Source organism: Pediococcus argentinicus, assembly GCF_001437605.1.
GTDB classification, from domain to species: Bacteria; Bacillota; Bacilli; order Lactobacillales; family Lactobacillaceae; genus Pediococcus; species Pediococcus argentinicus.
This window is the reverse complement of the sequence record NZ_JQCQ01000001.1, coordinates 117290-141367: the sequence shown is the minus strand read 5'-3', so window position 1 is coordinate 141367 and position 24078 is coordinate 117290. Positions and strand designations below refer to the sequence as shown.

The 24078-nt window shown below is 36.2% G+C and carries 21 protein-coding genes and 1 other RNA gene; 16 read left to right on the top strand and 6 right to left on the bottom strand.

The window, feature by feature from the left end; genetic code table 11:
- Positions 1-33 precede the first annotated feature (33 nt).
- Genes fni through mvk form a run of 4 tightly spaced genes read right to left on the bottom strand, consistent with a single transcriptional unit; the run spans position 34 to position 4110 of the window.
- A complete protein-coding gene (gene fni, locus IV88_RS00665) occupies positions 34-1068 on the bottom strand; it encodes a type 2 isopentenyl-diphosphate Delta-isomerase (RefSeq protein WP_057797680.1) in 1035 nt (344 codons plus the stop codon).
- A 13-nt stretch (positions 1069-1081) separates the two neighbouring features.
- Positions 1082-2167, bottom strand: a complete 1086-nt coding sequence (locus tag IV88_RS00660; RefSeq protein ID WP_057797678.1) for a phosphomevalonate kinase — start codon at positions 2165-2167, stop codon at positions 1082-1084.
- A gap of 25 nt (positions 2168-2192) precedes the next feature.
- Positions 2193-3173 (bottom strand): diphosphomevalonate decarboxylase, encoded by a 981-nt coding sequence (gene mvaD / locus IV88_RS00655; protein WP_057797676.1) that lies wholly within the window; start codon positions 3171-3173, stop codon positions 2193-2195.
- A 16-nt stretch (positions 3174-3189) separates the two neighbouring features.
- Positions 3190-4110 (bottom strand): mevalonate kinase, encoded by a 921-nt coding sequence (gene mvk, locus IV88_RS00650; protein ID WP_057797674.1) that lies wholly within the window; start codon positions 4108-4110, stop codon positions 3190-3192.
- Positions 4111-4229: 119 nt separating this feature from the next.
- Between mvk and IV88_RS00645 the strand changes: the two genes are divergently transcribed.
- The 4 genes from IV88_RS00645 to IV88_RS00630 all read left to right on the top strand — a co-directional run bounded on the left by IV88_RS00645 (position 4230) and on the right by IV88_RS00630 (position 9600).
- Positions 4230-7028, top strand: coding sequence for a helicase C-terminal domain-containing protein (locus IV88_RS00645; RefSeq protein WP_057797672.1), 2799 nt, complete (start codon positions 4230-4232; stop codon positions 7026-7028).
- A 69-nt stretch (positions 7029-7097) separates the two neighbouring features.
- The gene (locus IV88_RS00640) at positions 7098-7592 is read left to right on the top strand and encodes a hypothetical protein (protein WP_057797670.1); all 495 of its coding nucleotides are present in this window, start codon (positions 7098-7100) and stop codon (positions 7590-7592) included.
- A gap of 11 nt (positions 7593-7603) precedes the next feature.
- Positions 7604-8905: an asparagine--tRNA ligase gene (gene asnS / locus IV88_RS00635; protein ID WP_057797668.1), complete on the top strand. Its 1302-nt coding sequence runs from the start codon at positions 7604-7606 to the stop codon at positions 8903-8905.
- 14 nt (positions 8906-8919) lie between these two features.
- Positions 8920-9600: a DnaD domain-containing protein gene (locus tag IV88_RS00630; protein WP_057797666.1), complete on the top strand. Its 681-nt coding sequence runs from the start codon at positions 8920-8922 to the stop codon at positions 9598-9600.
- A 50-nt stretch (positions 9601-9650) separates the two neighbouring features.
- Here the strand turns inward: IV88_RS00630 and IV88_RS00625 are convergent, their stop codons facing one another.
- Both IV88_RS00625 and recU read right to left on the bottom strand, forming a co-directional pair.
- Entirely contained in the window at positions 9651-11879 is a 2229-nt protein-coding gene (locus IV88_RS00625) for a transglycosylase domain-containing protein (RefSeq protein ID WP_057797665.1), read from the bottom strand.
- 20 nt (positions 11880-11899) lie between these two features.
- Positions 11900-12517, bottom strand: coding sequence for a Holliday junction resolvase RecU (recU, locus tag IV88_RS00620; RefSeq protein ID WP_057797663.1), 618 nt, complete (start codon positions 12515-12517; stop codon positions 11900-11902).
- Positions 12518-12608: 91 nt separating this feature from the next.
- Between recU and IV88_RS00615 the strand changes: the two genes are divergently transcribed.
- The 12 genes from IV88_RS00615 to IV88_RS00565 all read left to right on the top strand — a co-directional run bounded on the left by IV88_RS00615 (position 12609) and on the right by IV88_RS00565 (position 24012).
- The gene (locus IV88_RS00615; RefSeq protein ID WP_057797660.1) at positions 12609-13160 is read left to right on the top strand and encodes an SLOG family protein; all 552 of its coding nucleotides are present in this window, start codon (positions 12609-12611) and stop codon (positions 13158-13160) included.
- 83 nt (positions 13161-13243) lie between these two features.
- Entirely contained in the window at positions 13244-13585 is a 342-nt protein-coding gene (gpsB, locus tag IV88_RS00610) for a cell division regulator GpsB (protein WP_057797658.1), read from the top strand.
- 34 nt (positions 13586-13619) lie between these two features.
- Positions 13620-13992: RNase P RNA component class B (gene rnpB, locus IV88_RS09065), an RNA gene on the top strand.
- A 75-nt stretch (positions 13993-14067) separates the two neighbouring features.
- Positions 14068-15198 (top strand): THUMP domain-containing class I SAM-dependent RNA methyltransferase, encoded by a 1131-nt coding sequence (locus IV88_RS00605; RefSeq protein WP_057797656.1) that lies wholly within the window; start codon positions 14068-14070, stop codon positions 15196-15198.
- Positions 15199-15221: 23 nt separating this feature from the next.
- Positions 15222-16325, top strand: a complete 1104-nt coding sequence (locus IV88_RS00600; protein WP_057797653.1) for an NAD(P)/FAD-dependent oxidoreductase — start codon at positions 15222-15224, stop codon at positions 16323-16325.
- 4 nt (positions 16326-16329) lie between these two features.
- On the top strand, positions 16330-16719 hold the full coding sequence (locus tag IV88_RS00595; protein ID WP_057797651.1) for an EbsA family protein: 390 nt from the start codon (positions 16330-16332) through the stop codon (positions 16717-16719).
- On the top strand, positions 16719-18383 hold the full coding sequence (locus tag IV88_RS00590) for a formate--tetrahydrofolate ligase (protein ID WP_057797694.1): 1665 nt from the start codon (positions 16719-16721) through the stop codon (positions 18381-18383). Before IV88_RS00595 ends, IV88_RS00590 begins: the two co-directional genes overlap by 1 nt.
- A gap of 32 nt (positions 18384-18415) precedes the next feature.
- Positions 18416-18865 carry a signal peptidase II gene (gene lspA, locus IV88_RS00585; protein WP_057797691.1) on the top strand — a complete coding sequence of 150 codons (450 nt, stop codon included), beginning with the start codon at positions 18416-18418 and terminating at the stop codon, positions 18863-18865.
- The gene (locus IV88_RS00580) at positions 18865-19767 is read left to right on the top strand and encodes an RluA family pseudouridine synthase (RefSeq protein ID WP_057797649.1); all 903 of its coding nucleotides are present in this window, start codon (positions 18865-18867) and stop codon (positions 19765-19767) included. Before lspA ends, IV88_RS00580 begins: the two co-directional genes overlap by 1 nt.
- 121 nt (positions 19768-19888) lie before the next feature.
- On the top strand, positions 19889-20422 hold the full coding sequence (pyrR, locus tag IV88_RS00575; RefSeq protein WP_057797647.1) for a bifunctional pyr operon transcriptional regulator/uracil phosphoribosyltransferase PyrR: 534 nt from the start codon (positions 19889-19891) through the stop codon (positions 20420-20422).
- A 34-nt stretch (positions 20423-20456) separates the two neighbouring features.
- Positions 20457-21536 (top strand): carbamoyl phosphate synthase small subunit, encoded by a 1080-nt coding sequence (locus IV88_RS00570; protein ID WP_057797645.1) that lies wholly within the window; start codon positions 20457-20459, stop codon positions 21534-21536.
- A 4-nt stretch (positions 21537-21540) separates the two neighbouring features.
- On the top strand, positions 21541-24012 hold the full coding sequence (locus IV88_RS00565) for an ATP-binding protein (RefSeq protein WP_057797643.1): 2472 nt from the start codon (positions 21541-21543) through the stop codon (positions 24010-24012).
- Positions 24013-24078: the final 66 nt, after the last annotated feature.

Genomic DNA, 24078 nt, shown 5'->3' with positions numbered 1-24078 from the left:
CAACCACAAAGGGATTATCGCACAAATAAGCTTTTATTTTATATTTCTTTGACTCATAAAATTGAATAAATCATTAGATAGAATAATGTCGTTTTGATTCAATTGTGTAATTTCTTTTTTACCTGTCATTAGTAGGATCTTAATTAATTGTTCTTTCAATTGTTCGATAAATTCAATCAGATTCTCTGGACCTTCTTTAATTAGAATGTGGAGGAATAATCCGGCAATCCCAACATTATCAGCACCTAAGGCAAAAGATTTAATGATGTCGGCAGAGTTACGAATACCACCAGTCGCTGTAATTGAACTAGAACTGTTGGTTGTACGTGATTCCAGAAGGGATTCCACGGTAGAAAATCCAAAGCTTTGCAAGAATTCTAACTCCTTATTTGAGCGTCGGGCGTTTTCAATCTGAATGAAATTAGTTCCACCCAAACCACCGACATCGAAGTTGGTTGCTCCAATGGATTGGAGTGCTAAAAAATCTTGTTTAGAGAAACCAGTTCCAACTGACTTAATGATGACAGGAACAGTTACGTTTTGAATGATTTGTTTAATGTTGTTCAGCCAATGAAAGTCTTGATCACCTTCTGGCATAACAACTTCCTGAGCAACATTAACGTGAACTTGTAAAATATTAGCATCAATCATATTAATCGCTTCTTGTGCTGCTTGATAGGGTGTATGTGCTCCAACATTAGCTAATAAGATGCCATTAGGATTAACTTTACGAACCACTTTAAAAGTATCAACTAGTTCTGAGAACTTTAAAGCTACACTTTGTGATCCAACCGCCATAGCAATGTGCGTTTGGTGGGCCACTTCAGCTAATTGTTGATTTATTTTACCAGTTTGAATGCTGCCTCCAGTCATTGCTTGAATAAAAAAAGGAAATTCCAAATTAATTCCCGCAATTTTAGTAGCTAGGTTGATTTCATTTTGATTCAATTCAGGTAGTTGGTTCGGAACTAATCTAACATCATCAAAACCGGACTTACTTGTAGGACTAAAAAATTTTTCCGCTAAAGATACGTGCTCATCTTTACGATGGGAATGAACATTTTTCATAATAATCACCTTATTAAATTTGATAATCGGTAATATGATGGACATCTAATTTTAGTGGCTGAATTCCGGCTGTAACCCATTTTTTTAGTAGGTCATTAATTGGTTTGAGTGAGTTGATGATTACGATTCCACAATCACCGCCACCAGCACCGGAAGATTTAGACGCACCATCGAAACTATCAGCAATGGAACATAATTGAACTAGTGCAGGAGTTTCAATTATTACACCACTTAAGTCAGTCAATTCATGCAGTAAAGCTCGATTCTCTATAATTCCATTTTGAATTGTTTTCAAATCAGCGTTATGAAATCCCTTGATAATATTTTGGATACAAACTTCACTCTTTTGAAGAAAATCGTCATAACGTTTGGTTTTTTGGTAACCAGTAGATGCAACTTGATCCACAAGATTGGAAGTTGAAGCGGGGGAGCCTGTCCAACCGATCAATAGTTCTAAATCTTTAGGCGCATCTAATAATTCAATTTTTAATAATGGCCAATCTGCTTCTAGAATAGTTTTTAAGTCGTTGGTACGGCGCATACTATTTAGCCAATCACGGTTAAAAGACTGATATGCAATCCAACCACCGTATACACTAGCAGCTACATCCCCAAGAGACCCGTTACCTTGTACCTCAAGGTGAGCAATGGCAGCTAATTTAAATAAAAGCTTTTTGTTCAACTCAATCTGATAAAGTTTTGCCAATACTTTAATAGTTGCAACAGTAACGGCTGCAGAGCTACCAAGTCCATATTTTTTTCCTTCTGGATTATCAAGGTCACTATTGATAGACAAATCGAAAGTGAGCAACTTTTTTCCCATTGCTACAGCAAGTTCTTCAGTAATTGCAATAGCAGACAAGATGTAATGATAAGGATTATCGCGTTCATCTACCACGAGCTGTCCTTTATTACGTCGCCAAGATAAGATTTGGTTTTGGTACTGTTCAGAAATAATTCTTCCTTTTTGGTTAGTAGTGGTTTTTATACTAGCTGTTACAAATTGATTTAAAGCTACAATAATTGCCGTGTGTCCGGGTTCAACAATTGCATATTCGCCAGCAATATATAGTTTTCCAGGAGCTTGTTCGGTGAGCAAAGTACTCATCCTTTCCAAAATGAATTTAATATATTTTAATTCCGGGTCCCATATGAGCAACAATCAGTTGATTTTCGTTGAATTCATCCAAAAGACTATTCTTAATTTGCTTGAGATTGTTGTTTTGGCAAATGATTTTAACATTTGGACCAGCATCAATTGTAGCATAACACTCGATACCGTCATGCCTAAGTTGTTGAATAATTTGCAAAACCTTTAAAGTATCGGGCTCGAAGTACGTAAAAGGTGGATTTGAGCTCAATGTAGTGGCATGCATTTGCATAGCATTGTTTTCGGCCATTTCACCAATTTTAGAAAAGTTTCCAAATCTAATAGCTTGTTTCATTTCGTCGATGGCTTGGTTTGCTGTATTTGTCCATTCCTTAAAGAATGGGGAAGTTTGGGCGGTATTGCTCATCCCATTAGTACTAGAAATACGCTTTGGCTGGTCATTAATAACAACCGTGAGCATATTTATTTTAAAGTCAGCAGGAGATTCTAGCGGTTCAGCATAGGAAGAATCGTGATCATGCCCACGATGCCAATGAACAAAATTACCGAAAATGGATCTGGTTGCTGATCCAGATCCTAATCGAGCAACACTAGAAAGTTCCTTTAAAGATAACTGGGTTTGTGTAGCTTTCATGGTTGCGCCAGCTAAGGCTGCCATAGCAGAGGCTGAAGATGCTAGCCCAGCAGAATTAGGAACATGATTATCCGAGGTTATTTCTGCAAATTTTGGACCATCCCACATGTCCGAAAAGTGTTTAATAATACGATTAACTCTTTTTAATTTATCGGTGGGTTGCTGTTTTTGATTAATTGTTAAAATATTTTGTTTTAAATCTGACCTGAATTTAACACTTGTTTCGGTATAAAATTCATCCAATGTTAGCGAAATACTGTCATTAGTAGGTAGTATTAAATTTGAGTCTGCTTTACCCCAATACTTAATCAAAGCGATATTAGTATGAGCTTTTGCATGACCAGTTAAAAGTTCTGACATGTTTAAATTCCTTATGTTATAGTTTTTCGATCCAAGTGCTCGTTGCGCCGGCGTCGGTGAGAGTATTACTCATTGATTCAGCTGTTTGGTGATCTTTAACAAGTACAATGACGCAACCACCAAGCCCACCGCCGGTTAATTTAGCACCCAAGGCATTATTTTGCTGAGCGGTTTCAATCAGATGTTCAACAGTAGGGTGACTAACACCCAATTCTTTTAAAATTGCATGTGCTTGATCCATAATTTGGCCCAATTCTACAACGCGATTCAAAGATAGATTTTTGATTGCTTGCTGAGCAAGGTCGCCTAAATCCTCAATGAGTTTTTCGTTGTGTGCATCTGAAATAACTTTGTCATGAACCAATTGAACGGCTGTACCAGTTTTTCCTTTAATACCAGTGTCGGCAATAACCAAGTAAGCATCAAGGTTCATTTCGATTGTTTCTAATGTTGTTCCCTTTTTGAAAAGGATAGGAAGACTAGAACTAGCAGTTGCTGAATCAAGGCCACTAGGAGAGCCATGAATAATCTTTTCTGAAATGGCTACTTGCTTGAGCAATTTGGTATGTGACAATGGTTTTTGATAGAAACTGAAGATTCCCCGCACTAAAGCCACAGCGGTTGAAGCTGATGAACCCATACCGCGTTCAGCAGGGATATTACTATCAACGGTGATAGTTAGGTTACTTGGGTTACCATTCAATTCGTCAATAGTTTTTAAAATAAGTGTTTTAATACCCAATAAGTTGGCAGTCATTTGGTCGACATTACCAGTGTAATAGCGACTTCTAAATAAGATGCCAGATTCTTGACTGGATTTAATATGTACTTTAGTTTGAATATTCTTGAGGGGAAGGGCGATGGCTGGTTGGCCGTATACTACGCTGTGTTCCCCGATTAAAATTATTTTTGAGTTACTGCTTGCTGAAATTTCCATGAATAGCGCAGCTCCTTTAATTAGTCCACTGTAAATAATACCTTAAAAACGTCATTTCTTCTATGTGATTAAAGTAAACTTTTGGTAAAATTAAGTAGTAACAAGAAATTGGTGAAAAAATGAATGAAGAAACAAAGTATGCCGTCGTAGATTTAGAGACAACTGGGACGGACTTACAAGGTGAAAATCGAATAATTCAAATTGGCGTTGCTTTTGTTCAATCAGGGAAGGTTATTAAAAAATACTCTACTGATGTTAATCCACAGATGAACATTCCAGCTGCAATTACTAAATTGACAGGAATTGATAATCAGCGTGTATTTAATGCACCCATTTTTGAAAATCTAGCTGGAAAAATTTACAGTATGTTGCAAGGCTGTGTTTTTGTAGCTCATAATGTCGACTTTGATTTTCCATTCTTAAATAAAGAATTAGAACGCAGTGGTTATCCCGCATTGGATATTTCTGCAGTGGACACAGTTTCATTGAGTCAAATTCTATTTCCCGGAGTGAGAGGATACAGGTTACGCGATTTGACCCATTATTTGGGTATTGAGCATGATGATCCGCATTCTGCTGATAGTGACGCTGATGCAACGGCAGAATTATTTATAAACCTGCAAAAGAAGCTGATTGACTTACCAATAATCACCTTGGAATGTATGACAAGAATTGGTCATGGGTTACCTAGGCAAACTCATGAACTAATCACTCATACTTTGGAACAAGCCAGATTGAATAGTGCTGATTTGCCTGAAGGCTTGGATGTTATTTCAGGATTAGCCATTAAAAAAGATAACATTGTTAAAACCAAGGAAATGCAAGAGAAACGCTTAAAGTATCCTCAATCTAAGGCCGCAAAGTTAAAGATGTATCCGGATGACTTAAAATGGCGTAAAACTCAGTCGATGCTGATGAACTATATTTATCAGCAGTTTAATGATCCTAATGTTTTGTCTGATAATTTAGTTGTAGAAGCACCAACCGGAATGGGAAAAACCTTAGGATATTTGGTACCACTTTGGTTTGTTGCACAGAATACACAAAATAAAGTGGTCATTTCGGTGCCAACAACCATTTTACAAAATCAAATTATTAATCAAAGTGTTCCGGTTCTATCAAAGATTGTAGGTCGTAAAGTTAATGCAGTGGTTGTAAAGGGTGGCAATAATTACCTCAGCTTAACTCGGTTTAGTAAACTAATTAAACAAAAGGACAATTTTAGTCGAGAATCAGGAATTCTTGCTATGAAAATACTAGTTTGGTTATTGGAAACTAGTCGTGGAGATTTGGATGAAATAAACAGCAATCTTGGTTTTTCCAATTTTATCGATCAGGTTCGACATACGGGTGATTCAGAACTTGATAAAAAATCACCATTTTATGGACACGACTTCTATCGAAAAAATAGAGCAGAAGAACAATACGCTGACTTTTTAATTACAAATCATAGTTATCTGATTAATAATCCGGATCACTTTAAGACCTCTGATAGACATAAGCCATTCCTCGTTTTAGATGAGGCACAACACTTTGTTGAAATTGCTCAAAGTAGCCAGGATATTAAGTTAGATTTAAACGCACTAATGGCAACTACTCATCATGTTGTTAGCAAGTTAGTTATGAATCATGGTGAAAATATTTTTAATACTTTTGAAATGTATCCTAATGTGACATTTAGAGTTCGTAGATTCGCTAATATGCTAGAATCCTGCAATTCAAAGATTATGAAATTACAGCATCAATTGTTTATATCAGATGTGAAGCGTCAGAGTGATGTTAGAAATGATAATCAGCCATTTGATGTCTCTATAAATAGTTCCAGTATTAATAATCTCGCAATTTCATTAACTAAAATGAATGATGATTTGGCTGGTGCTTTTATTGAATTTGAAGCTGCCGACGATCTTCTAAATAATGGGAATCAGTTTTCAAAAGATCAGTTACAACGTTGGAATGAAATCAAAATCAGCTTACAGCGTTTATCAGAGCAAATGATTACAATCAATTCAATGGTTACTGAATTAAAGCAACAGAATGGAATTAATTGGATTACAGTTGGACCTAATCACGATGAAGGAAGTATCCGGATTGCCCATGGAACTCTAAATCCTGCCAATCTGTTCCAGAATAAAATTCAAGCCAACTTTAAGAAAGTTTTATTGATTGGTGGAAGTTTATTCGCGGGGCATAATCGAAACTATTTTCTTGATAACTTTAATTTTAAAGACAATGTCACAGTACATTCGTTTAATAGTGGTATTAATTTTTCAGAACAACTAGATTTAGAGGTCGTGTCTGACGATCAATTTTCAATGGATAATATCTCTAATTCAACTGAATATGAGAACTATTTGAAAGACGCAATTTATCATTTAACAAGCGGCATTAATCGTCAAACGTTAGTTTTATTTAACTCACTAGAAACTGTAGAGCATGTTTATTCGTTGCTAAGAAAGACAGACTTGGGAACTGAAAGACGTATTTTAGCACAAGGCATTCATGGATCTAATGCAAAAATTGTTCGTGAGTTTAATGATGAGGATGATTCGATTCTTTTGGGAGCAGCTAGCTTCTGGGAAGGTGTTGATTTTCCCGGGGATCGATTGGAACTGTTGATTATGACTAGGCTACCATTCCGTTCACCGGACGATAAATACGTACAAAACTTTAATCGCACTCATGGCAGTACATTCCGTAATTTTATTTTACCCGATGCAATTCTCAGATTTAAACAAGGAATTGGTCGTGTGATTAGAAATAGTGATGATCGAGGTGCAGTAGTACTTTTGGATGATCGCTTAATTACGAGAAAATATGGTAAACAATTTATTAATGCGCTACCTCAGGGAGTTTCAAAAAATGAAGTTAATTTAAAACAAGCTCATCAAAACTTGATAGACTTCTTTAGACAGTAAAGGGGTTTAATTGTTTTTGTATTTTGCTATACTAGAAAAGGTGACGACTTTTAGGGGGAAGTGCAATTGATGAATGAAAAAAAACGAAGTCGACAGTCTTTGTTAATCATTTTAACAATTATTGTATTGAGCGTTGTTGGATCAATTTCGATCATTGCACATGAATTACAAAGGCCAGTCACGGTCGATGTAAAGCGCTCTAGTCAAATTGCTCGTAAACATGCCAAGTTGACTCATATTAATGAGGTTCAACGTTTTACACACGGAACATTGGAATATACAGTAGTTGGTTCAACCAAAGATCATCAATATGTATTCGCGGTTGTTCAAGACTCAGGAAAACAGGTTGATATTTTTAAACAATCAACTGGTATAAGTCAATCAAAAGCTGAAAAAACGGTTCGAGGCGCATATTCAGCGAAAAAGATTACTAGTAGCAGTTTTGGAGTTATAAATAAGCAACCAGTTTGGGATATTAGTTTTATTGATCAGAAAAAGCAATTAAATATTGTTACCTTGGATTTCAAAAAGGGCAATGTTATTAAACACGTTAAATCATATTAGGAGTGAAACCAATGAAGCAAATTAACATTATTGATTCAAAAGATTATGTCGACCAAGAAGTTGAAATTGGCGGATGGTTAACTGATAAGCGTTCAAGTGGAAAAATCGCATTTTTACAATTACGTGATGGTACTGGATTCTTCCAAGGAGTTGTTTTGAAGAACCAAGTTGGTGAAGAGTTGTTTGAAGAAATAAAGCGTCTTCGTCAAGAATCAAGTTTAAAGATTGTCGGAACTATTCATAAAGATGATCGTTCACACTTTGGCTATGAAATTGAAATTTCTAGCTTAGAAGTTTTAGGAACAAGTGAAGACTATCCAATCACACCAAAGGAACATGGAGTAGATTTTCTATTAGATCATCGTCACTTATGGTTAAGATCTAAAAAGCCATACGCAATCATGAAAATTCGTAACGAAGTTATTCGTGCAACTTATGAATTCTTCAACAAAGAAGGTTTTATTAAGATTGATGCTCCTATTTTGACAAGTAGTGCTCCTGAAGGAACCACTGAATTATTTAAGACAAAATACTTTGATCGTGAAGCATATTTATCTCAAAGTGGTCAATTATACGAAGAAGCTGCAGCGATGGCTTATGACAAGGTATTTTCATTTGGGCCAGCATTTAGAGCTGAAAAATCGAAGACTAGACGTCATTTAATTGAATTTTGGATGATTGAACCAGAAATGGCATTTATGCACCAGGAAGAGAGTCTTGAAGTACAAGAAAGATATATTGCGTTCTTAGTTCAAAGCGTTCTTGACAACTGCCAATACGAATTGAAATTATTGGATCGCGATCCTAAGATTCTTGAAAAATATACTAAATTACCATATCCACGAGTATCTTATGATAAAGCAATTGAAATGTTGCAAGAATCTGGAGAATTTCCTGATACTAAATGGGGTGACGATTTTGGTTCTCCAGAAGAAACATTCTTGGCTGAACAATTTGACAAGCCTGTGTTCGTTTTAAACTATCCAAAAGCAATTAAACCTTTCTACATGAAACCACATCCAACTCGTGACGATGTTTATTTGTGTGCTGACTTATTAGCTCCAGAAGGTTATGGAGAAATCATCGGTGGATCTGAACGTGAAACTGACTACGATAAGTTATTACAAGTTATCCGCGATAAGGGTATGAATGAACCTGACTATGAATGGTACTTAGATTTACGTAAATACGGAACAGTTCCTCATTCAGGATTTGGATTAGGACTTGAACGTGCAATTACTTGGATTACTGGTGAGGATCATATTAGAGAAGCTATTCCATTCCCACGTTTATTAAATAGATTAAAACCTTAAAGAGGAGCGATACTATGAATGATTTATTTCTTGAAGCGTTAAATTCAGGAAATACTTCGGTCAGCAATCTTCTTTTAGATAACTACCAAAAACTCGGCATGTCGAATGACGAGTTTTTAGTTTATCTTCAGTTACAAAAAGAGAGCGGTCGAGGAAATAAGTTTCCAGAAATGCATAAAGTTGCTCAGAGTATTGGATTTCAAGATACTGATTTTTATAATATTTTACATTCATTGGAAACTAAAAAGTTTTTAGCAGTTGAAGCTAATGCTTACAATTTTCAAATGTTGTATCAAAAACTATCAAAACTGTTAGAAGAACAGCATACTGAAGAACAAAATCAGCATACGGAGAACAGAACAGAAGAACTATTCAACAATATTCAACAAGAATTTGGTCGTATGTTATCTCCAATTGAAATTGAAATGATTAATCAATGGTTAAAAGACGACGGATACAGTTCCGATTTGATCCAAATGGCTCTGAAAGAAGCTGTACTTAATCAAGCATACAGTTTGAAGTATATGGATCGAATCTTACTTTCATGGGAGAAGAAGAACATTAAAACTCCTCAGCAAGTTCAAGGAAATTTAGGGGTTACTCGTCAAAAACAACAGAGTAGTCAAACTAATAATCTTGTTGAAACACGTAGCAAGCCGAAAATTCCGATTACTAAATTAACTAATAAAAATTAAGAAATACAAAAAAGCAATCATTCAAAAGAATGATTGCTTTTTGTTTGTTATTAATGATTAAAAGCTGAAGTAGGTGAGTTCGTTGTTCCAAATCTAGAAGTACTTGTGGTTGTTCCATTAGTTCCATTTGTATTGGTTCTTGAATTATCACTATCACTTGATGAATAGTTACCAACGGACTTAGAAGCAGAGCCACTATTATTCTTTGGATCCAAATCACTATTACCAGTTGTCTTATAAGATTTACCAATTAATTGATAATCGTTGCTACCTTTTTTCTCGACACTAGCTGGCATTGTCCAATCATCGTTAGAAGTAAATTGAGCCATATAACTCATCATGTACTTCCAAACGAGTTGAGCGAGTTCAGTTTGTTGTTGTGTTAGATAACCTGTTGCTGTATTTGCATGATCATATCCAGTCCAAACTGACATTGAATAATGTTTAGTGTAACCAGACATCCAAGAATCACTAGCTGCATCACTAGGATATTGTTTTGCAATATCAGAAGGGTAAGCGACGGTACCAGTTTTAGTTGCCATATTCAATCCAGGAATATTAGCAGCTGTACCAGAACCTTGAGGATCAGTTGTTACACCTTTTAACATTGAGGTCATCATAAATGCTGTACTTGATGACATTGCACGATTGCCTTGAGGCTTGTAGGTGGATTCTTTTCCGTCTTGTTGAACAATTTTATTAATGTAATAAGGCTTGTAGAAAGTACCACCGTTAGCAAAAGCAGCATAGGCGGCAGCTTCTTGTAATGTAGAAATGTATAATCCAATACCATTTGCTAAATCATATGGTTTCTTTTGACTAATACCTAATCCCTTAAGAAATTGAGTAGCATCACTCATACCAACATCTTGTAAGGTTCTAATAGCAGGAACGTTACGGGATTGAATAAGAGCGTCACGCATTGTCATAGTTCCTTTAAAACGTTTATCAAAATCGTAGAGTTTAACACCGTTAGGATCTTTAGGAGATTCAGAACCAGGGTAGGTAAATGAAATATCCTTAACTTTGCGATTGGTTGGCCAGTTTAAATATTGAAGTGCAGGACCATAATCCATGATTGGTTTTGCAGTTGAACCAGAACTACGATCTGTTTGAACAGCTCGGTTAAGACCGAATGTTACATCACCAGTCTGACGGCCACCAAGCATTGCAACGACTTTACCGTTATCATTGTTCACCATTGAAGCTCCGACTTGGAACTTGTCATCAGGAAACTGAATTTCAATATTATTATTACCTAAATCATAAAGTTTCTTCTGAGCAGCGTAATCTAAGTTTGTATAAACTTTTAGACCACCTTTATTTGGATCGTAACCCTTAGCACTTAAATCAGATACAACTTCTTTAAGGTATGGATCGATAATCTTCTTCTTTTTGGTATCAGTTTGTAAAGTACCATGTGTTGAAGACAAGCCAGATTTAACATCAGCTTGTTGAGCTTTTTTTGCATCACTAGCTGAAATAGCCTTATTGTCAGCCATAGCCTGTAGAACAGTATTTCTACGAGCTGTAGCAAACTGCGGGTTCTTAGTTGGATCATAAACAGTAGGAGACTGTGGCATACCAGCTAATAGTGATAATTCCGAAAGATTTAATTTATCAAGTTTCTTACCAAAATAGTATTCTGAGGCAGTTTGCATTCCATAGACACCGTTACCCATATATACCTTATTAATATAGAACTCTAAAATTTGATCCTTACTATATTTTTTATCAACTTGAACAGCTAACCAAGCTTCTTGAGCCTTAACTTTTAAAGTTCGGTCCTTGGCATCAGTTGAGAATACAGCTAACTTAACTAGTTGCTGAGTAAGCGTACTTGCACCTTGTAGACCAAGTGATGATCCAGTTAAGTTCGCAGCAGCTGCTCCAAGAATACGAACTGGATCAACACCATTATTTTTATAGAAACGACGGTCTTCAATCGAAACAATAGCGTTCTTTAAAGTTTTTGGAATATCTTTTCGATTAACATAGTCTCGATTTTGAGTACCAAGTCGTGTTAATACCTTACCTTTATTGTCGTAAATGACAGTAGCATTATCACTAGCCAACTGTGCATGCGTTATTTTTGGAGCGCCTTTGGCATAGTACATAAATAGTCCAGCTGCCATAACGAAGCAGGCAACGAAGAATACGGCTACTCCAAGTATAATTTTTTTCCATAGGCCTGAGCGATTACTATCAGGTCGAGAACGAAGTGTTTCGTGTTGCGTTCTCCTCAATGGCTGATCTTGATCGGAATTGTGGTTATCCATGTGATTCTCCTTTTTAAATCCTAAATGAATGGATTGTCATTCAGTAATTGATCAACTACATCTAAGTAGGGGATCGTTGGATTTAGTTTATATTTAATTTCGAATCCGGCTTGTTCTATGTTAACAAGTGGAATAGATTGACGCCCTCCATCATCTTTATTATCCCAATAGTGGAACAAATCGGAAGCTTTGAGAAGGAACACTCTGTCTAATTTTACAAATTTTATCACTGTAAAGCAAATCCCACCAGCATTTAGACACTGTTTCATGTGTTTAATCTGATGCTCATGAAAGTTCTTTAATGGAAAAGAAGTCTTATTAGTAGTTTCTTTTGCATCAAAATCAATATACTTTCCTTTATATACACCGTTATAATCGGTAGTAGAAGCCTGTCTAAAGTAGGCCTCTTGGATTTGAGCTGCACTACGTTTTGGATACTTAACTTTAACAATTTGAATGGGTGTTGGTTTCTTATGAATGACGGCGATATCATGGCTTAAATAATACTGATTACTATTATTAATCTCGTCTTCAAGAGTCATCCCACGTTTGCCAAATTGAACAGATCTTTTTGTCATTGGTTTGTCTGAAATAGATTTAGGTACAAATTTATTTCCATTGGGATAATTAAATTCCACGCGAACATCTCCTTAGGTATTTATATTATACTATAGAGACGTAGATTAAATCGCAGCTTAACATAATTGTAAAAAAGGACTTTTAATAAATATGAAAAGAATTTGGATAAGCGGATACAGAAGTTATGAATTGGGAATCTTTAATGATAAGGATCCAAAATTAGCGGTTATTAAATATCTCATAAAAAGAGAATTGAAGATCGCGATTGAAGACGGCTTGAATTGGGTTATAACTGGTCCTCAGATGGGGATTGAGCAATGGTCTTTGGAATGCGCCGTTGATTTAAAGAAAGATTACCCGGAATTACAGATAGCAATGATGATGCCATTTGCTAATTTTGGAAGTCAGTGGAATGAAAACAACCGTATGAAATTAAATGATTTAATTGCTAAAGTTGATTTTGTCGGTAAGGTGAGTGAAGAAGAATATCAATCCCCACAGCAGTTAAAGAATTTCCAAAGTTTTATGTTAAATCATACCGACGGTGCAATTTTAATCTATGATGATGAGCATGAAGGAAAAAGTGAATTTGATTTAGAAGCAATTCGAAAGTTTCAAGAAACGGCAGATTATAGTTTGAGGCTGATCGATTTCTATGAATTACAAGATGCAGCTGAAGAGTATGCTGAAATTAACAATTAGTTTTGCTAGATAGTTTGAATTTACGTTAAACTTTGATACAATCAAAGTGTTAGTACGAATTAAGTATGCAATGAGGTGCAGAAATGGAAAACATTAATTTTACTCCAAAAGATATTTTACAAAAAGAATTCAAGGCAAAGATGCGTGGATATGATCCCGCTGATGTTGATAGTTTTCTTGATTCAGTAATTAAAGATTACGAAGCATTTCAAAAGGAAAATCAACAATTAAAAGACGAAAACGAACGCCTTTTAGATAAGGTTGACGAACTTTCGAAACAAGCTTCAGTATCAAAGGTTTCTGAGGACGTTCAGCCATCTGCAGGAACTACTAACGTTGACGTACTTAAGCGTCTTTCAAACTTGGAACGTCGCGTATTCGGTTCACAACTTGAAAACGACGATAACGATTCACATCGTATCTAAGTGTAGGTATTTAAACAATATTTATAACTTTGCAAATTTCGGGTAATTGCGGTTAACTTTTGTTAACTGAGGAAAGTCCATGCTCGCACAAGCTGCGACGCTTGTAGTGTTCGTGCCTGGCGAAAAAATAAGCTGGGGTATTTGCTTTTGCAAATAACGGCGGGTGAAACGACTAAGGCTTCGGCTATGTTCGAGTAACTCTGAAAAGTGCCACAGAGACGATCTGATTGGGAAACTAATTAGTTGGAACGCGGTAAACCCCTCGAGCGGGCAACCCAAACTACGGTAGGGGCGCTTCACATATGAAAATGAACAAAATGTGGGGGCAGATATTATCTGGAGATAGATGATTACCCAAATTTAGATTTTCCTGAGAATTTATTTTGGACAAAACATGGCTTATAGAAATTTGCATTTCAGGAGCTAGGGTAAAAGATTTCTTTTATCCTAGCTTTTTATTTAATCAAAAAGTGGGAAAAACAATGAAAAAATACAATTTAATTGCAACAATGGCAAGTGGTCTGGAAAGTCTAACTAAGAAAGAACTAATTGGTTTAGGCTACAAAGTTAATACTGAAAACGGTCGGGTTCGTTTTGAAGGAGACGTATCAGACATTATTAAAACCAATTTATGGTTAAGAACTGCTGATCGAATTAAGATTGTTGTCGGTGAGTTTGAAGCCACAACATTTGATGATTTATTTGAAAATGTGAAATCTCTGCCCTGGGACGAATTGATTCCAATTGACGGCGAATTTCCAGTAAGTGGACGCTCAAAAAAATCGACATTACATAGTGTTCCTGATGTTCAAGCTATTTCTAAAAAAGCTATTGTTGAAAAATTGAGAGAAGTATTCCATTGGCGAAATGTTCTACCAGAAACAGGTCCCAAATACGCGATTGATATTGCAATTGATAAAGATCACGTGATGGTGACACTTGATACTACAGGCGATAGTCTATTTAAACGTGGATACCGTGTCGCTGCAGGTGATGCTCCCTTGAAAGAAACTATGGCTGCTGCTTTAGTTAAATTGACAAACTGGCACCCAGATATGCCGTTAATCGATCCAATGTGTGGTTCTGGAACAATTCTGATTGAGGCTGCTCTTATTGGTCAAAATATTGCTCCTGGTTTTAATCGTGACTTTGCTTGTGAGAACTGGAATCTCATTGATAATGACTTAATCGAAAAGATTAGAGACGAAGCTGACCAACAAGCTAACTATGATATTGATCTTGATATCACAGGCTATGATATTGACCAAAATATGGTATCAATTTCTCAAAAGAATTCTGAAGAAGCAGGTTTAGGTGATTTGATTACTTTTAAGCAACAAGCAGTTAAGGATTTTGTAACGGATAAAAAGAATGGTGTCATGGTTGGTAACCCTCCTTATGGTGAACGTTTAAGTGATCGCGACTCAGTTCGAGTTTTGTACCGTCAATTAGGACAAGTGACGAAACCTTTAACATCGTGGAGCAAGTATTTCTTAACAAGTGACCTAGAGTTTGAAAACTTTTATGGTCAAAAAGCAACGAAAAAACGTAAATTATATAATGGAGCACTGAGAACAGACTTCTTCCAATTCTGGGGAAAAAGAGAACATTAATTTCTATAGTGGGTGAGTAAAGTATGAAAGTAGCAGTTATTGGTAACGGAATAGTTGGTGCAACTACATCATATATTCTTAGTAAAAATGATAATGTAGCGGTAACGCAATTTGACAGTGCAAAAGGACAGGCTACGTCAGCTTCAGCTGGTATTATTGCCCCATGGCTCTCTAAACGCCGTAATAAGAAATGGTATCGCTTAGCACGCGAAGGTGCAGCATTTATGAATCAACTTGCTCACGATACAAAGATGCCAAGTTCTGTTTATCGTGAAGATGGAGTAGTTTATTCACGAAAAACAGAAAATGATATTGATGATTTACTAGAACTTGGTCAAGAACGTAAAGTAGATGCCACTCTTATGGGCCAATTACAGAAATTATCTCCAACCATGATGCAAGAAAAGTTTCCTTTCACACAAATATCTGATTGGGGCCTTTTTGTTGAGGGTGGTGCGACAATTGATGGTCAGAAATTCGTTGCATATTTAAATCAACAAACGGATTTTGAACAGCAATACTTAAATAAAACTGTTTCGATTAGTAATGAAAAAGGACGATTAAGCATTAATGGTGTTGCTTTTGATAAAGTTGTATTGGCAGTTGGAGCATGGCTTCCACAGTGTTTAGAATCGATTGGATGGACAGTTCATGTACGTCCTCAAAAGGGACAATTAATTGAGGTCCAACTTTCCGATGAAAAAGTCGATAGTTTAATTGGGTTACCAGTTTTAATGCCTGAGGGAGAACGAGATTTTATTCCAACCAATAAAAACACTTTAATAATTGGGGCAACCCATGAGAATGATGAAGGATTTGATTTAAGTAGAAGCCAAGTGGTAATGGACGACTTACTCAAGAGTGGTCAAAACTTAATTCCAAATTTAACAGAAGCCGACATTATTGGTTATCGTGTTGGAACTCGAGCATATACAAACGATTTTGCGCCATTTTTTGGTGAACTAGAAGATAATAGTAATATTTACGTAGCTTCTGGATTGGGTTCTTCAGGCTTAACTACAGGACCGATTATTGGCCAAATGCTGGCCAAACAGGTTCTGGGTGAAGACATTGAGATGTCTGAGTATACTAATCCAGTAAATAATTATATTGATAAAAGAGGCTAAGCCGATGAAAAGAGTAGAAAGATTTTATTATCAGCCAGATTTCTTAAGCGGATTGGTCAGTTGGTCCTGGACTCTAATGACGTTAGTTGTTGGAGTTATATTTTGGTTAGAGGTTACTCATTTTAATTGGATTACAGCAGTATTCTTTGTGGCATTTTTACTTATTATGGCTATTCAAATTGTAACTAGAACGATTGAAGTTGTTGGTGAGGATTTAATTTTGAATCGCACGATTCATCGGACTTGGATTGTTATGGATATTAATGAAATCGAAAATGTTAGCAAATATCGCTGGGGTATTAAACTATTCTATAATGGTATTGAATATCGATTTATGATGACACCAAAATCAAGAAATCAATTACTAGACCTACTAGCGGGAGGAGAAGCATGATGAAAACAGATATTGAAATTTCACAAGCAGCTCAAATGGAGCCCATTCAAAAAATTGCTGAAAAAGCGGGATTTGATGCAGCAATTGTTGAACCATATGGTAATTCAAAAGCAAAAATTAACGTTTTTGAGGATCATACTGAACGAAAAATGGGAAAACTAGTTTTAGTTACATCTATTAATCCAACTCCGGCCGGAGAAGGAAAATCAACCGTTTCAGTTGGACTTGCTGATGCTCTTCAGAAATTAACTGGTTCCACAATGTTAGCCTTGAGAGAACCATCTCTTGGACCTGTAATGGGCATGAAAGGTGGTGCAACTGGTGGTGGATACGCACAAGTTGTACCAATGGATGACATCAATCTACATTTTACTGGTGATATGCATGCCTTAACTGCAGCTAATAATACGTTGGCAGCTTTAATTGATAATCATATTCAACAAGGAAATGATTTAAATATTGAACCACGCAGCATTTCGTGGAAGAGAGCTTTGGATATAAATGATCGTGCACTTAGAAATGTCGTTATTGGATTGGGTGGTCGTTTCAGCGGTGTTCCGCGTGAAGATGGATTTGATATTACGGTAGCCAGTGAGTTAATGGCCGTGCTCTGTCTTTCAAAAAATTTACATGATCTAAAAACCCGTATTAACAGAATTGTTATTGCTAACAATACTGATGGAAAGCCAGTCACGGTTGGTGATTTGCAAGTTGGTGGTGCAATTACAGTTCTCTTAAAGGATGCTCTTAAACCTAATTTGGTCCAAACCTTAGAACACACACCTGCATTGATGCATGGTGGACCGTTTGCTAATATTGCCCACGGTTGCAATAGTGTACTAGCTACTCAAACAGCACTTAAATATGCTGACTATGCGGTGACTGAAGCTGGTTTTGGTGCTGATCTTGGTGCCGAGAAGTTTCTTGATATAAAGACGCCTGTTCTTGGTAAAACTCCTGATACAGTCGTTATTGTCGCAACTATTCGGGCGTTAAAATATAATGGTGGGCAAAAGTTAAAAGATTTAACAAATGAAAATCTTGAGGCACTAAAAAATGGATTTAAGAATCTACAACGCCACATTAAAAATATGCAGAGCTACAATGTGCCAGTTGTAGTAGCTATTAATCAATTTGTTAGTGATACAGAAGATGAAATTAAGCTTCTTGATCAATTAGTTAGTGATATGGGTGTTAAGATCGTAAATACAAATGTTTGGGAACATGGTGGTGCTGGTGCATCCGATTTGGCTCAAGCAGTAGTAGAAAGCACCACTGAAACGCATGATGATTTCAAACGACTTTATGATAATAACTTATCTGTGAAAGATAAAATCGAGACGGTTGTTTCTAATATTTACGGTGGTAATAAAGTTGAATACTCAAGCAAAGCTGAGAAGAAGTTAAAAGAGATTGATACAAATGGATGGAGCAATCTTCCAATTTGTATTGCTAAAACTCAATATTCATTTACAGATGATCCTAAAAAGCTTGGCGCCCCATCAGACTTTACAATCCATGTTTCGGATTTAAATATTAAAACCGGTGCTGGATTTATTGTTGTATTAACTGGGAACGTGCTAACTATGCCTGGATTACCAAAACATCCAGCTGCTTTAGATATTGATGTTGATGATAACGGCAAAATCTCTGGACTATTTTAAACTAAGTTAGGATTTTTGATATGAAAAAAAATATGATCGTTTATATGATGGGATTGGTTTTACTAATAATTGATCAAATTGTGAAATCAATCGTCAATAAAACTATTCCAATTGGTCATATCAGACCTGGAATTGAAGGTATTATTTCAATTACCAATTTGAGAAATACAGGAGCTGCTTGGAGCATTTTAGAGGGCAGTCAGTGGTTCTTTTACATCGTTTCAATCATCGCAATCAGTGTGATTGTGTATTTATTATTTAGAATGCGTTCAAGTCTTGGATTTACAATTGGTTTTGTTCTTATGCTAGCTGGTACGATTGGCAATTTTATTGATCGGATTCGGCTTCATTACGTTGTCGATATGTTCCAATTGGATTTATTTTCATTTCCAATTTTTAATGTTGCTGATATGTGTCTAACGTTTGGTGTGATTGTTATTTTTGGAATGATTATATTTGAAGATCGACTGGATGGTAAATAATGGAAACAATTAATTTAACAATTACAGATTCAGCGAAGCAACGGCTTGATAAGATCATTCCAGAACAATTGCCTAATATTTCACGATCACAGGTTCAGAAGCTAATTGAGAATGGAAATATCTTGGTAAATGACAAAAAAACAGTCAGCAGATACAAGGTCCGATTAAACGATCAAATTAAGGTGACGATTCCTGATCCAGTAACTGTTGAAGCCACTCCCGAAGAAATGTCGCTTGATATTGTTTATGAAGATGACGATGTTATTGTTGTTAATAAGCCACAGGGTATGGTTGTTCATCCGGCACCAGGACATGAGCACGGAACGCTTGTAAATGGACTTCTTGCTCATTCACCACTAGCAACTGTTAATGGCGAATTGCGGCCAGGAATTGTCCATCGAATTGATAAGGATACCTCTGGCTTACTGATGGTAGCTAAAAATGACATGGCTATGAAAAGTCTTAGTGGACAATTAAAAGCTAAAAAGAATGAACGTAAATACTGGGCAATTGTTCATGGCAATATTAAAGAAAATAGTGGTCGGGTTGATGCACCAATTGGAAGATCAAAAGTTGACCGTAAAAAAATGGCTGTTGTGGCGGATGGTCGTCCAGCTGTTACACATTTTAAAGTTTTAAAGCGTTTTGGTGATTATACTCTGATTGAATGTCAGCTCGAAACGGGAAGAACTCATCAGATTAGAGTTCATTTGAAGTATATCGGACATCCAGTAGCTGGTGATCCACTTTACGGGCCGAAGAAAACACTAAAGGGAAATGGTCAATTTTTACATGCCAAAACACTTGGATTTGACCATCCAAGAACGGGTGAAGCAATGGTATTCGATGTTCCAGTTCCACCTATTTTTCAAAGAACGCTCGAAAACCTTGACAAAAAATAGGCACTTGAGATAATGAAATAGAACCTTAAGTTAGTCCGGAGAGGCTATAGGTTTACATACTTTGTTAAAAACAGTCTCTCATTCTTTTTGAATGGGATTTTTTTTATAAGGAGATAAGTTGATGGAAAAAGAAATAATGGACGCTATGGCAATGAAACGTGCTTTAACACGAATTACATATGAAATTATTGAACGTAATAAAGGCGTGGAGGACATTGTTTTAATTGGTATTAAAACTCGTGGAGTTTTCTTGGCAAAAAGAATTGCGGAAAGACTTAAACAATTAGAAGAAATTGATATTCCGGTTGGTGAGTTGGACATTGCTGAATATCGTGATGACATTCATGCAATTAACCATTCTGATCGAAAGAGTAACACGGGATTAGCTGACTTAGATTTACAAGGAAAGACTGTCGTTTTAATTGATGATGTTCTTTATACTGGCCGTACAATTCGAGCAGCAATGGATGCAATCATGGATGTAGATCGTCCTGACCATATTAGTCTTGCAGTATTGGTAGACCGCGGACATCGCGAATTACCAATTCGCGCAGACTTTGTTGGCAAGAATATTCCTACCGCACAAAATGAAAAAATAAATGTTTTAGTACATGAAATTGACGATGAAGATCTTGTTAGCTTAGAAACAAAGTAGTGCATGATTTCAACGTGCCAAAGGAGGTTTTATCTTGGCAGAACGCTATTTAATATTAGAAGATGGATCCGTTTTTAAGGGAACGGCATTCGGATCACGCGCTACAACTTTTGGTGAAGTTGTTTTTAATACAAGTATGACAGGCTATCAGCAAATCATTACTAATCAGATTTACCATAACCAAATCATTGTATTCTCGCAGCCAACGATTGGTGGAGCAGGGATTGAACGAGCAAGTTATGAATCTGTTGACCCTACTTGTAAGGGAGTCATTGTTCGTGATGTGGCTAATGTGTCAATTAATCGGCGACGTCGTTTATCGTTAGATGAGTATTTAAAGAGTCAAAACATCCCAGGAATTACTGGAATTGATACTCGAGCTCTAATCAGAAAGCTTCGTCAAACTGGGACAATCAAAGGCAGTATTATTGATCCAGTTAATGATTTGGAACACGCTTTTGATCAACTAAAAGCGATTGTTTTAACCAATCAACAAGTAAACCAGGTCTCAACACCAAAGCCATTTCCAAATCCTGGTTCGGGTAAAAACGTTGTTGTGGTAGATCTAGGTTTAAAGTATGGTATTTTACGCCAACTAAATAAGAGAAACTGTAATGTGACGGTGTTGCCATATTCAGCTACTGCAGATGAAATTTTTAATCTAGATCCCGATGGCGTGATTATTTCTACTGGGCCTGGTAACCCAAATGACTTACCAGAAAGCTTAATTGCGATGGTTCAAGAAGTTGAACGAAAAATACCATTATTTGCAATTGGACTAGGTCACGAAGTTTTTGCTGTTGCCAATGGTTGTGAAGTTACAGAGCTTGCTGCTGAACATCACGGAAACAATCATCCCATTTTGTCTGTTATTACTGATGAAATCATGTACGCTTCCCAGGGACAAGGATATTCAGTTAAGAGAGGAACTGTAGACCGAAACGAATTAATGGTTACACATTATGATATGGTTGACGGTTCAATTCAAGGCTTACGTCATCGTGATTATCCAGCTTTCAGTGTGCAGTTTTTCCCAGATAGCTATCCTGGTCCTTATGAAGTAACTGAACTTTTCGATGAATTTAGTGAAATGATGACGACCAGAGGAAGGTGATTAAATGGCTGCTAGAAAACGAGTCAAAAATATTCTTATTATTGGAGCTGGTCCTAATCAAATTGGATTAGATACTGAAATTGATTCAGCAACACTCCAAACAATTAAAGAATTGCATAATGCTGGTCATACAATCCATTATGTCTCAAATAATGCTAATTCAATCATTGCTGATTTAAAAGAATACGTAACCTTTATAGTAAGCAATTTAAATGTTAATGCGATTATTAATATCCTAAAAGAACATCAAATTGATACTATTTTACCAACGTTAGGTAGTGGAATTGCTTTAGAATTAGTTGATCAATTAGAAGACGCCGGTATTTTGGATGAGCTTAATATCAAAACAATTGGTGTCACAACAACAACGATTCATAATTTACAAAATCCAGAATTAATGAATCGTGTGTTAAGTCATATTAAACAACCAACGATTCCAACAACTGTTGTAGATAGTAATGAAGCGGCTATTCGTTTTGTTAAAAAAGTTGGATATCCGGTTATCATCAAACCAATTGCTTCTTTAACTAAAACGAACCGTTCTCGATGTGAAAATGAACATCAAATGATTGAGAATCTTGAAAGTAGTTTTAAGGTATCAACAACGCATCAAGTTGCGGTTGAAAAAAGTATCGTTGGATTTAAAGAAATTGAAATGGTAGTGATTCGTGATGCCGAAGGAACGAAGCTCCTGATTAATGGCGCAGAAAACTTTAATCCGGTCGGAGTTCATGCTGGGGATTCCATTATCTTTAGTCCAACTCAGACCTTAACTGACGCCGAATTCCAAGCTTTACGACAAGCAACATTTAGAATTGCAGAAATCTTTAGAATTAAGGGCGTTTGTCACGTTCAATTTGCACTGGATCCAGCCGGTAACAATTACTTCGTAACTCGAATAAATCCATTCTTTGATCGAAGTACTGCATTTGCCGCTCGTGCAACAGGTTATCCAGTAGCATATGTTGTTTCAAGCATTCTCTTAGGTAAAAACTTAAGAGACATTGAAATTCCAGGTTTAAAGCATCACGAGTCTTTAGCTTTGATAGAACCAACGCTAGACCATGTTGCTGTTAGATTTCCAACTTGGTCATTTGCTAGTTTTAAGAACGCTGAGCAGGAATTAAATACTAGAGTTAAATCGACTGGAGCTGTAATGGCGTTTGGTAGAAGTATGGAAGAAGCACTTCAAAAAGCCATTCGTTCAGTTGATTCAACAACATCTGCTGAACAAGCTGCATTGGACGAATCTAGATTAACGGAAGCGCAATTAATCAATGTCTTGATTCATCCAAGGGCCGGAGAAATATTCTATCTACTTGAAGCAATTCGTCGTGGATATACGGTCGACGAGTTGGCTGAATTAACCAAAGTTGATGCATTTTATTTTTATAAACTGCAGCATTTAGTTTCAATTGAACAAAATGTTCGTAAGAATCCTTTCGATGTTGATGCTTTAAAACAAGCTAAGTATTTTGGCTTAGGTGATAGTCAATTGGCACATTTGTGGCATTCCCATTCTGATCGTGTTCGCGATTTCAGAATTAATACTGCTAAATGTCTACCCACATATAAAGGGATTGAGCCCACAGCCGGTGAATTTCCATTTATTACAAATATTTATTATTCAACATTTGAAGATGAGGATGAATTAACAATTGATGATAAGCCTAAAGTGCTAGTTCTTGGAACAGCTAATAATCAGGTTGGTACAAATAGTGCTGCAGAATATGCAACTGTTCAAGAAATAAAAGCACTGCAGGCATTGAATTATCAAGTAGTTTTGTTAAACAATAATCCAAATGCTATTTCGCTCTCATTTGGAATGGCAGATAAAGTATATCTTGAGCCATTAACAATTGAAAACTGTTTGAACATCATTGAACGGGAGCAGCCTGAACATATTATTGCTCAAGGTAAGTGGGAAATAGTAACTAGGTTGATTGAGCGAGGAGTGACTATTCATCAATTACCACTTAGTCGAACAACTCGATCTGAGAACGTTGAATCCGACTTCATGCTTATAGCATGTAAATACCAGAATCAAATGGCAATTTATGGTGGAGTAAAGGTTGAAGGACATCAATTGAATAGTTCGTTAAACTTAAATTCTAAGATCAAAAATAAACTGAATCCAATCGTTACTGCAGAACTAAAGAAGCAGGATCGAAATGGTATTTACACTGTTGTATTTAAGCAGAACAATGAACATTTAACGGTTACAGGCGTTGTTCCACTGGCAATTCAAGATACTCCGTACCTTTCATGTGTTTTAAATCGCAATTTAATTGTAGACTTAGTAAATATTAGCCTTAACAACTTTAAAATTGATGAAGTTCAAACTCAATTTAATCAGTTAGATGAACCATTACTATATAATCATGTCTATCCATATCATCAATTTGGTCTTCAATTACCACAGCAACCACCATTCTCTTTAGCAAATGGCGCGCGAGTTGAAACTGAAACCGAATGATAGATATCAAAAATGCTCTGAAATATTAGATCAACGGCTAATACTTCAGAGCATTTTTGATTAGTA